This window comes from Bacillus sp. CDB3 (genome assembly GCF_002081505.1).
Classification (GTDB): domain Bacteria; phylum Bacillota; class Bacilli; order Bacillales; family Bacillaceae_G; genus Bacillus_A; species Bacillus_A cereus_AT.
In genome coordinates this window covers 16,386-31,195 of sequence record NZ_ALBR01000094.1, presented here as the reverse complement: position 1 = coordinate 31,195, position 14,810 = coordinate 16,386, and the positions used below count along the sequence as shown (strand labels likewise).

The window sequence follows — 14,810 nt, the reverse complement described above, 5'->3', positions numbered from 1 at the left end:
AAAATGAGTACAAAAATGACGCCACCAGTTGAAAAAAACGAGTTTATAGATGTAGTATTTGAAGATTTAACGCATGATGGTGCCGGTGTTGCGAAAGTAAAGGGCTATCCTATTTTCGTTAAAAACGGATTACCAGGTGAAGAAGCGCAAATTAAAATTATTAAAGTGAAGAAAAACTTCGCGTTTGGTCGTTTAATGAAGCTTCATCAAGAAAGTCCATATCGTAAAGATGCAGAATGCCCTGTGTATAACGAGTGCGGCGGTTGCCAGCTTCAGCACTTAACGTATGAAGGACAATTACAAGCGAAAGAAAAACAAGTACGCGACGTTATGCAGCGCATCGGCGGACTAAGCGATGTTCCTGTTCATCCTGTACTTGGCATGAAAAATCCGTGGATATACCGCAATAAAGCACAAGTACCAATTGGAGAACGTGAAGGTGGACTTGTAGCAGGTTTCTATCGTCAAGGAACGCATGACATCATTAATATGGAATCATGCTTAATTCAGGCGGAAGAAAACGATGCTTTAATTCAAGAAGTAAAACGTATTTGTGAAAAACACGGTATTTCGGCGTATAACGAAGAGCGTAACAAAGGAACACTTCGCCACGTAATGGCCCGCTACGGACAAGTAACAGGGGAAATTATGCTTGTCTTCATTACACGTACAGCAGAATTGCCAAACAAAAAAGCAATCATTGAAGAAATTGCTGCGAAATTCCCAGAAGTAAAATCAATCGTTCAAAACGTAAATACGAAGCGTACAAACGTTATTTTCGGAGACACAACGACAGTACTGTACGGATCAGAATATATTTATGACTTTATCGGTGACATTAAATTTGCGATTTCAGCACGTTCATTCTATCAAGTAAACCCAGAACAAACGAAAGTGCTATACGATAAAACGTTAGAATACGCACAATTAGATGGTAACGAAACTGTAATCGACGCATACTGCGGAATCGGATCAATCTCCTTATTCCTAGCGCAAAAAGCGAAAAAAGTGTACGGCGTTGAAATTGTTCCAGAAGCAATCGAAGACGCAAACCGAAACGCAGCACTAAACAACATGACAAACGCTGAATTTGGCGTAGGAGAAGCAGAAGTAGTTATTCCAAAATGGTACAAAGAGGGCGTAATCGCTGACACAATGGTCGTAGATCCACCGCGTAAAGGTTGTGACGAAGCACTACTAAACACAATCATCGACATGAAGCCAAAGCGCGTTGTATACGTATCATGCAACCCAGCAACATTAGCACGTGACTTGAAAGTACTAGAAGAAGGCGGATATAAAACGCAGGAGGTACAACCTGTTGATATGTTCCCGCATACTACTCATGTGGAGTGTGTGGCTTGGCTTAAGTTGGTATAATAGAAAAGCAGTTGATATAGAAAAAATCTATACCACCTGCTTTTTGGTTTATAAAAATACCATTCAGCAATGATTTTAGTTAAAATAAATATTGCTGATTTTTACAAATTATAAATTGAGAGTTTGAAATTGCATTCATAGTGAGAGGATTTGAATTTGAAATGATAGATAATTTTTGGCGTGATTTACCACGACCATTTTTCGTACTTGCACCAATGGAAGATGTGACAGACGTTGTTTTCCGTCATGTAGTAAGTGAAGCTGGTCGTCCAGACGTATTCTTCACAGAGTTTACAAACTCGGATAGCTATTGCCATCCAGAAGGTATGAAAAGTGTACGTGGCCGTTTAATTTTTACAGAAGATGAACAGCCAATAGTGGCACATATTTGGGGAGATAATCCTGAATATTTCCGCCAAATGAGTATTGGTATGGCAGAGCTAGGATTTAAAGGTATCGATATTAATATGGGCTGCCCTGTACCGAATGTAGCATCAAGAGGAAAAGGTAGTGGCCTTATTCTACGTCCAGACGTTGCGGCAGAACTGATCCAAGCAGCAAAAGCGGGCGGGCTACCTGTCAGCGTAAAAACACGACTTGGCTTTAAAGAGTTAAGTGAGTGGGAAGATTGGTTAACGCACATTTTCAAACAAGATATTGCGAACCTTTCTATTCACTTACGTACAAGAGAAGAAATGAGCCAAGTAGACGCGCACTGGGAACTAATTCCGGAAATTAAAAAATTACGTGACCGCATTGCACCAAATACGCTAATAACAATCAACGGAGACATTCCTGATCGTCAAACCGGAATGGAACTTGCTGAAAAATACGGTATTGATGGAGTTATGATCGGACGAGGTATCTTCAAAAATCCGTTTGCTTTTGAAAAAGAGCCAAGAGAGCATAGCAGTAAAGAACACCTTGATCTTTTAAGACTGCAGCTTGATCTTCAAGATCAATATGCAGAAGTACTGCCACGTTCAATCACAGGGCTTCATCGCTTTTTCAAAATTTATGTAAAAGGCTTCCCTGGAGCTGCTGAACTAAGAAATCAATTGATGAGCACGAAATCAACAGATGAAGTGCGTGCATTGCTTGATAAGTTTGAGGCGAGTGTTGATGTGGCCCGGGATAGTGAGACGGTGTAACTCTCTGAAGTTAGAGGGGGATGGGTTGCATTAATTTATGGGCATTTGTTTAGTTTTGAATTCCTTTGTAGATCGCAACTGAAAGAAAAAGTTTTAAGAATGTAATGGACCAACCAGCACCTTTATGTTGCCACGTATACATTGTACATGTGGAGTTTGTGGCTGGGGTGTAGAGGTAGTTTGAATAGGCAGATGGGAATCCGGACTCTGATGGGGAGGGGTTTTCATCTGTTTTTATTTTAATATGTTTAATAATAAGTAATGTTGTATGACCTTTAGTAATAACAAAGTATTTATCTCGCAACTGAGTAATAAAAATATTAAATTATTATGCAAATAATTCCTATGTTAAATCTATAAAAAACATTATAATAATGAGAAATATGCAAAATTTTGTCGAATTAGTAAAATGATAGTATTGATTGGCTTTAAATCAAGATTTTAAATTGGATAATGTCAATGGAATGGAGTTCATCTTTATGTTAAAGGAACAAACGAGGTATTCTCGACTTGCGAATATAACTAAAATGATCAATACAAAGTTGGATTTACGTGAAGTTTTAGAGCAAGTCACAATAGCAATTTCTGAAGAAATCGTTCAATGCGATTCTGTTGGGATTTATTTGCCGCAGGAAGATGGGACTTTTAGGGGATATGTAGGAAAACCAGAGATTATTAATGGATGGACACTGGATATGCATGTCATTGATACAGAAATCGACCTGCTGGCAAAAGAAGTGATTGAAACAAAAAAAGCCATCTACATCCCTGATACATCAAAGGATAGTCGGCCGGATCCGAGAGCTGTTGAAGGGTTTCGAATTAAATCTTTATTCGTTCTTCCCATCTCTTTTGAAGAAGAATTATTTGGTCTAGTTTTTTTATTTGACTATGGAATTCCCATGAATTTAACAGAGTCAGAAATTCAAACAGTTGAGGCATATGTGAATATGGCGGCTGTTGCCATTCAAAATGCGAACAACTTAACTCATAAGGTGAACCTTATTGCTGAAAAACAGCTCTTGCTTGATGTGACACGGGATCTATCTATGTGTTCCTCAATGCAGGAAAGTCTTGATACCTGTTTTTCCTATTTAGGAAAGGTTTTAGACAATTATAATATCGGAGTTCATTTACTAGAACCTTTAGCTGAGAAAAAAATTAGACCGGCAAAGTTAAGTAAGGATTCCGAATGGACAGAAGAAGATTGGATCAAGACACATGACAAGATAAAATTTGATCAAAGCAATGATAGGGTCACGCAAGAGGTCATTAAAACAAAAAAGCCAATCTTGATTCCAGATGTTTATGCAGATTCGCGACCAAACCATGATGTTTGCCGTAATTTTGGCATGAAGGGACTCTTGATGCTGCCATTGGTTTCAATGGGAAAGGTATTAGGGCAAATATCTGTAGTCAATCTAAGTGATAGTGATTTCAATTATTGTGAAGCACAAATACAACTGTCACAATCTATTGTCGATGCAACTGCCTCCACGCTATCAAACCTTTTATATATGGAAAAGCAGGAGGTCATTATCGAAGAGAGAACCTCAGAAATTACTGTGAAAAATAAGGAACTGGAACGAGTAATAACTGAATTGCAGCAGCTTAGCCGTGAGAAGGAGCTAATCCTCAATTCTGCTGGAGAAGGGATTTTTGGTTTAGACCTTGATGGGAATATTACCTTTTGTAACCCAGCTGGTGCCTCCATGTTAGGCTATGATATGGAAAATGAGTTAATAGGAAAAACATCCAGTATGGTTTTCAATGGAATTGAAACAGGAAGGCAAAAGAAGGATGCCTCCGATTGCGATGGGAATTGGAATCTTTACGATAAAACTGAGCAATTTTTTAGAAAAGATCGATCCTGCTTTCCGGTGGAGTATGTCATTTCCGCTATAAAAGAAGGGGAAGAGATTGTAGGGGAAGTCGTTACCTTTAAAGATATAACCCAAAGGAAACAAATGGAGCAAGAAATAAAATACCATGCTTATTTTGATAGTTTAACAGATTTACCTAACAGAGTTCTATTAAAGGACAGGCTAACTCAAGGGCTGACATATGCTCAATTACATAATGAAAAATTAGCAGTTTTGTATTTGGATTTAGACAGGTTTAAGTTTGTGAATGATACGCTCGGGCATAGCTTCGGTGATCTGTTGCTACGAGAGGTTGCAAACCGATTAAGTGCTTGTGTGCCAAAAAGTGCGACGGTATCGAGACAGGGCGGAGATGAATTTACCATCTATTTACCCAATATCAAAAGTGAAAATGAAGTATTAAAGGTAGTAAACCGTGTCATAGATTCTTTTTCAGAGCCTTTTAAGTTAGTAGATAATGAAATCTATATGAAAACGAGTATTGGTATTAGTATATTTCCTGAGAACGGTGATACGACTGAAATCTTAATCAAAAATGCAGACACAGCCATGTACAAGTCTAAAGAAATATCAGGTAATAGCTATCATTTCTTTAGTGAAGGGATGGATACTAGAACCTTTGAAAGCGTTAAGTTAGAAAATGATTTGTATAAAGCTTTGGAACAAGAAGAGCTCATAATCTATTACCAACCACAAATAAACTGTAAAACGAATAAGATTGAGGGTGTAGAGGCTTTAATCAGATGGAACCATCGAGAACATGGGATGATATCACCTGATAAATTTATCCCAATAGCTGAAGAAACCGGATTAATAGTCCCGATAGGTGAATGGGTTCTGGAAGAGGCCTGCAGACAATTAAAGAAATGGAATGATCAAGGGTTTCCATTAATTAGTATGTCCGTAAATTTATCTGCACGTCAGTTTGAACAAAGTGATTTATTTTCTGTCGTAAAAAACGTTTTAGAGAAAGTAGAACTATCTCCAGAGTATTTACATCTAGAACTCACTGAAAATTTAATTGTGAAAAATACAGAATCAACTTTAAAAACAATGAAGAAATTAAAAGGTCTGGGAATAAACCTCGCTATTGATGATTTTGGCACTGGTTATTCATCTTTAGGTTATTTAAAAAAACTGCCTATTTCAACGTTGAAAATTGATAAATCCTTTGTGCAAGATATGACAAAAGATGATGCGGCCATTACGAATACCATTATTACGCTGGCTAAGACTTTGAACCTTGACGTTATTGCTGAAGGTGTTGAGACAAAGGAACAGGTAGAATTTTTATCTGCACGAAATTGTTATCTGATGCAAGGATATTTTTTCAGCCGTCCCGTGATGGCCGAAGATGTGGAAAAATTTTTTCTAATAGAGAGATAAATTTAAAATAAATGGGGAATAAACATGAAAGCAGCTCGAAATGTATTAAAATATTTAGTAGCTAATGAAGTTAAACATATATTTGGTATCCCAGCTGGTTCTGTAAATGCTTTTTTTGATGAGCTGTATGATATGCCTGAATTAACACCGATCGTAACAAAGCATGAAGGTGCAGCATCATACATGGCTGCCGCTTACGCTAAATACACAAATCAGCTAAGTGTATGTATTGGTTGTAGCGGACCAGGTGCCACAAATCTTGTAACAGGTGCTGCCAATGCCATGCGGGAGCATTTACCTGTTTTATTCATTACAGGTGCTGTACCTATGAGTACGGTAGGCTTGAATGCATCACAAGAATTAGATGTAGAACCAGTCTTCAGGCCTGTTACAAAATATAGCGTTACGGTTAATGATGCAAAGGATGTACTTAAAGAAGTCGCATTAGCAATTGAAATCGCTATATCTGGAGTACCAGGACCTGTACATGTTGCCATACCGATTGATGTTCAACACGAAAATATGGAAAATGTTGAAATGCTGAATGTGCCTAAAAGATTGCCTGTTGTTCCTGACTTAGGCACAATAAAAGAGACAGCTAGAGAACTGATAAAAAGGGATAGAGGTTATATTTTTGCAGGGCAGGGAGTAAGAAACTCTGTTGAATCATTAATAGAGCTGGCAGAACTGCTGAATTGGCCGATTATAACAACCCCGCAAGCAAAGGGATATATCCCCGAGGGACACCCGCTTCTAGTCGGAGTGTTTGGATTTGCCGGTCATGAGGCTGCTTCCGAATTAATTAATGAGGGTGATGGAAAAGCATTATTGATTGTGGGCTCCAGCTTGGGAGAAACTGCAACAAATAATTATAATGGCAACTTGATAAAAAATCGCTTTTCTGTTCAAATGGATTTTGATCAATCCGTGTTTAATCGGAAGTACAAGGTGGATATTCCAGTACTAGGTGATATAAATTTAAGTTTATTATTGTTAATAGAAGAATTAAAAGCTTTAGGCTTGCCAAGGGAAAATGCTGAGCTTGCCGTTGAAAAGAAGAAAGATGTAGTGGAGAATACGGAGGAATATAATACGAAAAATGTGCTCCTGACTCTTCAAAAATGTTTGCCAGCAACTACTAGGTATACAATTGATATTGGGGAATTTATGTCGTACGTCATCCATCACATGAAGGTCATAGATTTTGACTCCTATAATATTAATGTGCATTTTGGCGCAATGGGAAGCGGAATTGCTTCTGCGATTGGTTCAAAACTGGCTGAACCGGAGCGTCCGGTTGTATGTATTACGGGGGATGGCTGCTTTTTCATGCACGGATTGGAAATACTAACGGCGAAGGAATATAATTTGCCTATTTTATTTGTTGTGATGAACAATGCCCGTTTAGGAATGGTATATCACGGTCATTCGTTACAATTCCGTAGGACTCACCCATCCTTTGAACAGGAATCAATTAATATTAGTGCAATGGCCGCGGCTATGAATATACCAACTTACAGAATTAATGAATTAGAAAATATCAATCAAGATGTTATAAACGGCTTAATGAATTCAAATGGGCCAGCAGTTTTAGAGGTTGCTTTAGTCGATAACAATACTCCTCCTATGGGAGATAGAGTTAAATTTTTATCGTCTTTTGGAAAATAAAATTGCTGTATTCACCGACTAAAAAAATCATATAGGGCTTCCCTATATGATTTTTTTTATAAAGATGGATATGAATCGTGAATTTCCTTAAGGATCATTCCGATGATCTGTCCTTTACAGGCATCTGGAATTGCTTCTCCAGATGGATTTGAGTAATAGTAACACCCGGCTTTTTCATCGTAAGAGAACCCAAAGTTCGTTAATGATTGCTGTAGGTCCTTTGGCAACGCCTCTAATCCAGTTTGTTCAGTGAAATAGTCGGTAGGTAAAATTTTCACATCGACATCTCCTAATCCGGTATGAACAACAAATAAGTCTTGCTTATCTTGAACAACCCACTGGTCTTTAGAGAATAAAGAAATTCTTGCTCCCTCTAAAGATGATATCGCATCTAAGTTAATACCAAAAATTTGATTGATAAGTTGTCGAATTTCTATTCCTGTAACCTTTTCTCTGTAATGGGCGAGGGCAGAATCTATGGCCATTTTAGCAATGTTCTCAGTTGAGGAACCTGCTCCTGTCATTATCCATTCTTTTGATAGGACAGGTTTAGTTGTTAAATCAAATTTGAAAATAGACATTACAATGTTACAAATTTCGGTACTAGTTATTTTTCCTTGATAAGAATCAAGACGTTTGTCCATCAATTCTACTTTTTTCACTCGGTCTAAACCTTTTTTTAACATGAACAACAAACTCCGATCTTAAAAATAAAGTATGCTTTTTTTATCCATAACATAGAAAGAGTTTACAAATTACTTGCCCTTCCGCCGAAAATAGAGGCTGGATATTCTCAACTGAACTGAAGGCCCTTAAAATGTTGTTACTCTATTATACTAATTAACATCTGTGTATTGTTATAAAAAAATAATATAGGTAAAGGTGATTCAAAAAGCATTCAAATCGCTTCTTAGGTTTAATCCTAACAAGCATTAATCCACCTAAGACTACAAAACCTACCTTTAAAATGTTAAAGTAGTAACTTGACGACATTCATTTACACATGCTAAAAGCATTACTATAATCAACATTTCAGGAGGGAAAACAATGGCAATGAGCAACAACGATATATTAAAAAGAGTAAGATACGCTTTAGATATAAGAGATATAGATATGGTAGAAATCTTTAAACTTGGCGGAATGGAAGTAACGAAAGAAGACGTAGTTGATATGCTTACAAAAATAAAGAGAGCGCCTCAGCATGAAGATGAAAATGATGAGGTAGCTGAAGATGAGTACGTAAAAACATGCGATATGATGATGTTAGAAGCATTTTTCAATGGATTTATTACTTTAAAAAGAGGAAAGCAAGATCCGAAACCAGGACAACCGGCACCTGTACAAAGCAAAGAGAGTGCGAATAACCTTCTTTTAAAGAAAATGAAAATTGCACTATCTTTAACGAGTGAGGATGTACTTGATATATTGGATAGCGTAGGCGTTACGGTAACAAAGGGAGAACTAGGAGCCCTATTAAGAAAAAAAGGCCATAAAAATTACAAAGAGTGCGGCGATAGATACGCAAGGAATTTCATTAAGGGATTAGGCGTAAAGTATAGAGGATAATAAGTTCGTTAAAACGGTAAATGATATAATAGGTAGAGTAGGGCGTTCATGTCCTATTCTTTTTTATTTGTAAAATAATACACTAGGTGATGAAATGGTACATACATATTTAGGTGAGACGATTAATTTTCATATAACTTATAAAAAGAAAAAGTCGGTGCGTCTTTTTGTAGATTCGTACGGGAATGTGGAAGTGCAGGCTCCAAAGGGAACACCTGTTGAATACTTAGTCCAGTTGCTAGAGGAGAAATGGGATTGGATTCAGAAAACACGTAAGGAAATGCAGGAGCGAGCGCTTGGACCACAAGAAAAGGATTATGATCAAGGGGAGGGCTTTCTGTATGTAGGAAACACGTATCCGATACAGATTTCCCAAGATGCAAGTATTATGCAAGACAATGCGATTTTTGAAGGGGATAAGTTACATATTTATGTGAAAGAGCTTAAGGACGAGAAAATCCAACAAGCTTTAAAACGATTTTACTATAAGCAGTGCAAGGCGTTAGTAGAGAAGAGTATTAAAGCACATCAAAATAACTTTAAAACAAAACCACGTTCTATTCGTATTACAGATAGTAGCCGTACGTGGGGAACTTGTGATTCGAACTTGCAGTTAACGTTTAATTGGAAGCTAGCAATGGCCCCACAGCAGGTAATTGACTATGTAGTTGTCCATGAAATGTGTCATATGGTTCATTTAAATCATGATCGCTCTTTTTGGCGCCTTGTTGGGAAGATAATGCCTGATTATAAGGAAATGGAAAATTGGTTAGCGGTATCGAGTTGGAAGATGACGGTTTAGTAGGGAATATCGATTTTTGTCGGTAAAGCGATATTTCTTATCGAACCGTTGATATATTTTGAGTTACAGTAGATATATTTGAAAAATCGTTCATATAATTTCACTTACCAAGGAATTTTTCAATGAGGAGAAAGTAAAAGGAGATGTCACAGCAGACATCTCCTTTTTGTCGGGCGTAGGAACTATCGTCCAAACTTCACAACGAAATCTCCATCCACTTTCTCTATCTCATATCCACGATACCCCTCCGAAAGTAACGCTTGCTTTTCACTAACATCACTCATCGGAACATCTTTAATATCCGTCCAATTTCTTTCTTTATCCTCACGCAATTCCTTCACAAAAACATACCGCATACTACCGCCATACTTCTCCTTCAGCGCAGCAATTTCCATCCCTTGCGCAAATTTATCCTTTAAACTAGGAATGTTAAAAGGTGCAACGGTGCAGCAAACATAGTCGTACTGGCTATCTTCTTTTTGTAATTCACCCATGATGACTGTCGCTAATATTTTTTGCATCCCATTTCCTCGGCAGTTCGGATGAACGTTTGAGATTTCTTGATAGATGACGCGGTGTAGTTCACTTTCTGATAGGCCAATATCAAGTCCTAAATGTTCGTCGTCGATAGGAGGGACGAGTAGGGCACGAAATGCGATGAGTTCGTTTTCGATAAAAGTACCGATCATCATGCCGTTTCCTTCTAGAATGTATTGAAATTCTTCTTGTGAAAGTGGTTGTAAACGACCTTTATCTTCTAATGCTTCAACTATAACGTTTTGTAATGATAAAATTTGTTCCATATGTTCTAAAGATAGTAATGTAACGTGAAATGGATCGTTATTTTGTTTTAATATTCCTTCGTATAGAACTGTCATGTGTTAGTCCTCCTTTAGCGTACAACGTCTTGAAAGACGGTTAGTTCTTGTAATGTATCTTCATTTATTTCAATGCCTAGTCCCGGCTTTTCGTTTAAGCGAATGAATGGTACGTCGTAATGTAAGTTTCCGATATCTTTCGTGAATTTTAACGGACCTGTAAGTTCAACACTTGTAATGATTTTTTTTGAGAAAGCGACGTGGAAACCAGCGGAAGAGGCAACGGATGATTCGACCATTGATCCAACTTGGCATTCAATTCCTGCCATTTCTGCTTGATGAGCGAGTTTTACTGCTGGATATATGCCACCGCATTTCATCAGTTTTATATTTACTTTATCAGCTGCGTCTAATTTAATAATTTGGCGCATTTCACGAGAACCTTTTAATCCTTCATCAATCATAAGTGGAAGGTCTGTTTTAGAACGAATATGAGCCATTGCGTCAATATCGTCTGCGACCACAGGTTGTTCAATCCAATCGATGTTTAAATGTCCTAATGAACGAAGTGCTGTTAATGTGTTTGAGCTATTTTTCCAGCCTTGGTTTACATCGACGCGAATCGCGATATCATCCCCTACACGTTCACGTACAGCTTCAATTCTTTTTACATCTTCCTTTACGTTTGTACCGACTTTCATTTTGAAAGATTGGTAACCTTTCTGAATCATAGAGGCAGCTTCTTCAGCCATGTCTTCAGGATCGGCGATACTTAAAACATGAGTGACAGGGAACTCTTCATGGTAGCGCCCGCCAATTAATTGATATACAGGTTGATTTAATTTTTTGCCCATTATATCAAAACAAGCGATATCAATCGCAGCTTTCGCAGTAGGAATACCGTAAATTGTATTGTCCATCATATCGTGTATTTTTTCGATATTCATTGGATTTTGTCCGATAAGAGTAGGAGCTAGCGTATGTTTTAAAGTATGGAAAGTACTTTCCCATGATTCGCCTGTAACGTGATCATCAGCAACACCTTCACCGTAACCGATAATGCCTTCGTCTGTTTCCATTTTGACGATAATAGAAGGCATATCAGAATAAGAACCATAACTAATAACAAACGGATTGCGAAGTGGTAAACGAATTGCGTAAAGATGAATAGCTGTAATTTTCATTGAGTAGAGACCCCTTCCTGTTTCCAATAGTTTTGTACATTTGATATAGTGACGTTAAATAGTCGTTAATTAATGATAAGGAGTTAGAGAAAATGATGATAAAAATTGCAGTTGTCGGTTCAAAAGGGTTTATGGAGACACTTTTACCTATTGCTCATAAACTAGAAGAAATAGAGATTGATCCATATATTTACCTTCATCCGGCAGAATCTTCTGAACTATTAAAGCGTTTAAAGCCTTGCGATGTCATCTTTTTCTCAGGTGCTTTACCTTATTATATGGCAAAAGAAATAAGAGAACAATTACGAATTCCAAGTACGTACTTGCAGCAAGACGAGACAACTGTCGCATCTTCACTTCTTTCTGTCATGTACCATCAAAGTATTCAGCCACATAAAATTTCAATCGATTTAGTAGACCGCTCGTTTATTACGAATGTGTTCCATGATATCGGTATAAAAGAAAGTCCACAAGTGTTGGATTATGAAAATATGTTATGGAGTAAAGATGAAATAAATAGAGTCATTGATTTTCATATAGCTAAATATCAATCTGGAGCAGCTCATTTAGCTTTAACTAGTATTCACGCTGTCTACGACGAACTTCAAAAAATAGGTGTTCCTTCAGAGCGTATGATAGATCCGACACAATCAATTATACAAGGGTTAAAAGGTGCAAAAATAAAAGCTGAGTTAGCAAAAAGCCATTCAGCTACTGTTGGTGCTTGTATGATTTCTTCTTTAGAAATACGTAAAAGTTTAATTGAACAATTAGATGTTATTTCAAAAGAATTACGTGGTTCATTCAAACAAGTGGATGACATGACATTCATTTTGTATACAACTCGCGGTGATATCGAATCGATTATAAAAACAAATATGATAGATAACGTATTTACGAGTATAGAAGGCAGGATAGCTATTGGATTTGGTTACGGAAAAACCGTGAAAGAAGCGGAGCAAAATGCAAAAATCGCTCAAGGCTTCGCAAAGAATAATCCGATAGAAAGCCGCTTTTATATACTAACAAGTGATAAGGAATTATTTGGTCCGTTTCCGAAAGAGCAGAGAGTACAAAGTTTGAAAAATGATAACCCTGAATTAATGAAAATAGCGAAGGAAACGAAGCTTAGTCCTGCAAACTTGTCAAAAATTATTCAATTTAGTCAATCACATCCGTCATTGAAGTTTACAGCGGCAGATCTTTCTGAATACTTACAAGTGACTCGGCGATCAACAGAAAGGTTATTAAAGAAACTAGTTGATTATGGGTATGCTCATATTTGCGGCGAGGAAATGCCCTATCAACAAGGGCGTCCTCGCGCAATATATGAGCTGAATTTACCGATGTATTCGTTTCAAAAATTTTAAGCTTCTAGTTGAGCTTTCTGTTTTTTCAGTAGTTCTGCTTTTTCAATGTCTGATAGTTTCGTAATTGTGAGACCCGTTATACCGTAAATGATTGAGATAATAGGTACGATGAAATTCAATATAGCATAAGGAGCATATTCGAATGCGCCAACTCCAAGTGTTGCGAGTATAAATACACCGCACGTATTCCAAGGTACGAAAACAGAAGTTAATGTTCCGCCATCTTCTAATGCTCTGGATAAGTTTTTAGAATGTAGCCCTTTTTCTGTGTATGCATTTGCATACATTCTTGAAGGAACAACAATCGAAATATATTGTTCAGAGCAAGTAAGATTTGTTGCAAAGCAAGATGCGATAGTAGAAGCGATAAGTCCTTTTGCTGATGTCGCTAATTTTAAAATTTGATTTACGATTGCACGAAGAATACCAGTATGTTCTAATACTCCGCCGAAAGTCATAGCGACAATTGTCATAGAAACTGTATTCATCATCGAATCTAAGCCACCGCGGTTAAATAGTTCGTCTACTAGCTTGTTTCCAGTGTCTATGACAAATCCAGCTTGGAGTGCACCTACAGAGGCTGAGACAGAACCACCTTGAATAAAGACTTGTGATAAAAATCCTAAAATAATACCTACGAGAATAGCTGGTATAGCTGGTACTTTTTTAGCGACCAATACCATAACGACTATGGGTATGATTAATAGGAAAGGTGAGATAACAAAGTTTTGTTGCAATACTTGTAACGTTTGATCAATGCTTTTTGCATCAATATTGTTATCACCGAAGCTTCTTCCTAAGAAAGCATAGACGATAAGAGTAATAATTAAACCTGGAATTGTAGTAAATAACATATGACGAATATGTACGAATAAATCTGTATTTGTTAATCCTGCGGCTAAGTTTGTTGTGTCTGAAAGCGGTGACATTTTATCACCAAAATAAGAGCCTGAAATAATGGCACCGGCAACCATTGGAGCTGGGATTCCCATACTTAGACCAATGCCCATTCCAGCAACACCAATTGTTCCCATTGTAGACCAAGAGCTACCAATTGCTAACGCAACGATAGAACAAATCACGGTGATTGAAACTAAAAATAGTGATGGAGTTAAAAGTTTTAAACCGTAATAAATCATTGTTGCTACGATGCCACCGCCAATCCAAGCACCGATTGTTAAGCCAACAAGAATAATAATGACGATAGCAGGTAATGCAAGACGAATCCCTTTATACATTGCCTCTTCAATATCGTTCCATTTATAACCGTAACGCCAAGCGACAATAGAAGCGACGGTTGTACCGATAATAAGTGGAACGTGAGGACTTTGCTCTAATACAACAATTGTAACCATCATAACTGCAACGGTAATGATAATAGGGATAATCGCTATTCCAAAAGGTATTTCTTTTTTCATAAAGTTCCTCCTTGTTACGTATGTTTGTTTGTATTTTTAGAATTGTCGTAAAATAGACGCTTATTAGGTTATGATAACTAAAAATATATGTAAGCGTCAACAAAAAACAGAAAATAAGGAATGTTCTAGTTGTTTGTTTGGTTTGTAATATAGATACGGAATCAGCTTTTAAAGTATTTAAAAA

At 37.2% G+C, this 14,810-nt stretch carries 11 protein-coding genes; 7 read left to right on the top strand and 4 right to left on the bottom strand.

Annotation, left to right across the window (positions count from 1 at the left end):
- The first annotated feature begins 3 nt into the window (after positions 1 to 3).
- The 4 genes from rlmD to CDB3_RS23005 all read left to right on the top strand — a co-directional run bounded on the left by rlmD (position 4) and on the right by CDB3_RS23005 (position 7,468).
- Entirely contained in the window at positions 4 to 1,380 is a 1,377-nt protein-coding gene (rlmD, locus tag CDB3_RS23020; protein WP_128856094.1) for a 23S rRNA (uracil(1939)-C(5))-methyltransferase RlmD, read from the top strand.
- Positions 1,381 to 1,541: 161 nt separating this feature from the next.
- On the top strand, positions 1,542 to 2,531 hold the full coding sequence (locus tag CDB3_RS23015; protein WP_128856093.1) for a tRNA dihydrouridine synthase: 990 nt from the start codon (positions 1,542 to 1,544) through the stop codon (positions 2,529 to 2,531).
- Between the two features lie 479 nt (positions 2,532 to 3,010).
- Positions 3,011 to 5,800, top strand: a complete 2,790-nt coding sequence (locus tag CDB3_RS23010) for an EAL domain-containing protein (protein WP_128856092.1) — start codon at positions 3,011 to 3,013, stop codon at positions 5,798 to 5,800.
- Between the two features lie 24 nt (positions 5,801 to 5,824).
- Positions 5,825 to 7,468, top strand: a complete 1,644-nt coding sequence (locus CDB3_RS23005) for a thiamine pyrophosphate-binding protein (RefSeq protein WP_128856091.1) — start codon at positions 5,825 to 5,827, stop codon at positions 7,466 to 7,468.
- 56 nt (positions 7,469 to 7,524) lie between these two features.
- Here the strand turns inward: CDB3_RS23005 and CDB3_RS23000 are convergent, their stop codons facing one another.
- Positions 7,525 to 8,154, bottom strand: a complete 630-nt coding sequence (locus CDB3_RS23000) for a hypothetical protein (RefSeq protein ID WP_128856090.1) — start codon at positions 8,152 to 8,154, stop codon at positions 7,525 to 7,527.
- Between the two features lie 361 nt (positions 8,155 to 8,515).
- Here CDB3_RS23000 and CDB3_RS22995 point away from each other — a divergent pair, with 361 nt between their 5' ends.
- Together CDB3_RS22995 and CDB3_RS22990 are read left to right on the top strand one after the other, a co-directional pair.
- Positions 8,516 to 9,034: a YehS family protein gene (locus CDB3_RS22995; protein ID WP_128856089.1), complete on the top strand. Its 519-nt coding sequence runs from the start codon at positions 8,516 to 8,518 to the stop codon at positions 9,032 to 9,034.
- A 94-nt stretch (positions 9,035 to 9,128) separates the two neighbouring features.
- Positions 9,129 to 9,836, top strand: a complete 708-nt coding sequence (locus CDB3_RS22990; protein ID WP_128856088.1) for a M48 family metallopeptidase — start codon at positions 9,129 to 9,131, stop codon at positions 9,834 to 9,836.
- Positions 9,837 to 10,018: 182 nt separating this feature from the next.
- On the opposite strand, the gene CDB3_RS22985 is transcribed toward CDB3_RS22990, so the two are convergent.
- Positions 10,019 to 10,714: a GNAT family N-acetyltransferase gene (locus tag CDB3_RS22985; RefSeq protein WP_128856087.1), complete on the bottom strand. Its 696-nt coding sequence runs from the start codon at positions 10,712 to 10,714 to the stop codon at positions 10,019 to 10,021.
- 14 nt (positions 10,715 to 10,728) lie between these two features.
- Positions 10,729 to 11,838, bottom strand: coding sequence for a mandelate racemase/muconate lactonizing enzyme family protein (locus CDB3_RS22980; protein ID WP_128856086.1), 1,110 nt, complete (start codon positions 11,836 to 11,838; stop codon positions 10,729 to 10,731).
- A gap of 92 nt (positions 11,839 to 11,930) precedes the next feature.
- Here CDB3_RS22980 and CDB3_RS22975 point away from each other — a divergent pair, with 92 nt between their 5' ends.
- Positions 11,931 to 13,208 (top strand): transcriptional regulator, encoded by a 1,278-nt coding sequence (locus CDB3_RS22975; RefSeq protein WP_128856085.1) that lies wholly within the window; start codon positions 11,931 to 11,933, stop codon positions 13,206 to 13,208.
- Here CDB3_RS22975 and nhaC read toward each other — a convergent pair.
- Positions 13,205 to 14,626 carry a Na+/H+ antiporter NhaC gene (gene nhaC, locus CDB3_RS22970; protein WP_128856084.1) on the bottom strand — a complete coding sequence of 474 codons (1,422 nt, stop codon included), beginning with the start codon at positions 14,624 to 14,626 and terminating at the stop codon, positions 13,205 to 13,207. The two genes, CDB3_RS22975 and nhaC, sit on opposite strands and share 4 nt — an antisense overlap.
- Positions 14,627 to 14,810: the final 184 nt, after the last annotated feature.

What these genes read in the sequence shown, in the direction of transcription:
- rlmD (WP_128856094.1), top strand. Translation starts at nt 4, where the DNA reads ATGAGTACAAAAATGACGCCACCAGTTGAAAAAAACGAGTTTATAGAT.
- CDB3_RS23015 (WP_128856093.1), top strand. Translation starts at nt 1,542, where the DNA reads ATGATAGATAATTTTTGGCGTGATTTACCACGACCATTTTTCGTACTT.
- CDB3_RS23010 (WP_128856092.1), top strand. Translation starts at nt 3,011, where the DNA reads ATGTTAAAGGAACAAACGAGGTATTCTCGACTTGCGAATATAACTAAA.
- CDB3_RS23005 (WP_128856091.1), top strand. Translation starts at nt 5,825, where the DNA reads ATGAAAGCAGCTCGAAATGTATTAAAATATTTAGTAGCTAATGAAGTT.
- CDB3_RS23000 (WP_128856090.1), bottom strand. Translation starts at nt 8,154, where the DNA reads ATGTTAAAAAAAGGTTTAGACCGAGTGAAAAAAGTAGAATTGATGGAC.
- CDB3_RS22995 (WP_128856089.1), top strand. Translation starts at nt 8,516, where the DNA reads ATGGCAATGAGCAACAACGATATATTAAAAAGAGTAAGATACGCTTTA.
- CDB3_RS22990 (WP_128856088.1), top strand. Translation starts at nt 9,129, where the DNA reads ATGGTACATACATATTTAGGTGAGACGATTAATTTTCATATAACTTAT.
- CDB3_RS22985 (WP_128856087.1), bottom strand. Translation starts at nt 10,714, where the DNA reads ATGACAGTTCTATACGAAGGAATATTAAAACAAAATAACGATCCATTT.
- CDB3_RS22980 (WP_128856086.1), bottom strand. Translation starts at nt 11,838, where the DNA reads ATGAAAATTACAGCTATTCATCTTTACGCAATTCGTTTACCACTTCGC.
- CDB3_RS22975 (WP_128856085.1), top strand. Translation starts at nt 11,931, where the DNA reads ATGATGATAAAAATTGCAGTTGTCGGTTCAAAAGGGTTTATGGAGACA.
- nhaC (WP_128856084.1), bottom strand. Translation starts at nt 14,626, where the DNA reads ATGAAAAAAGAAATACCTTTTGGAATAGCGATTATCCCTATTATCATT.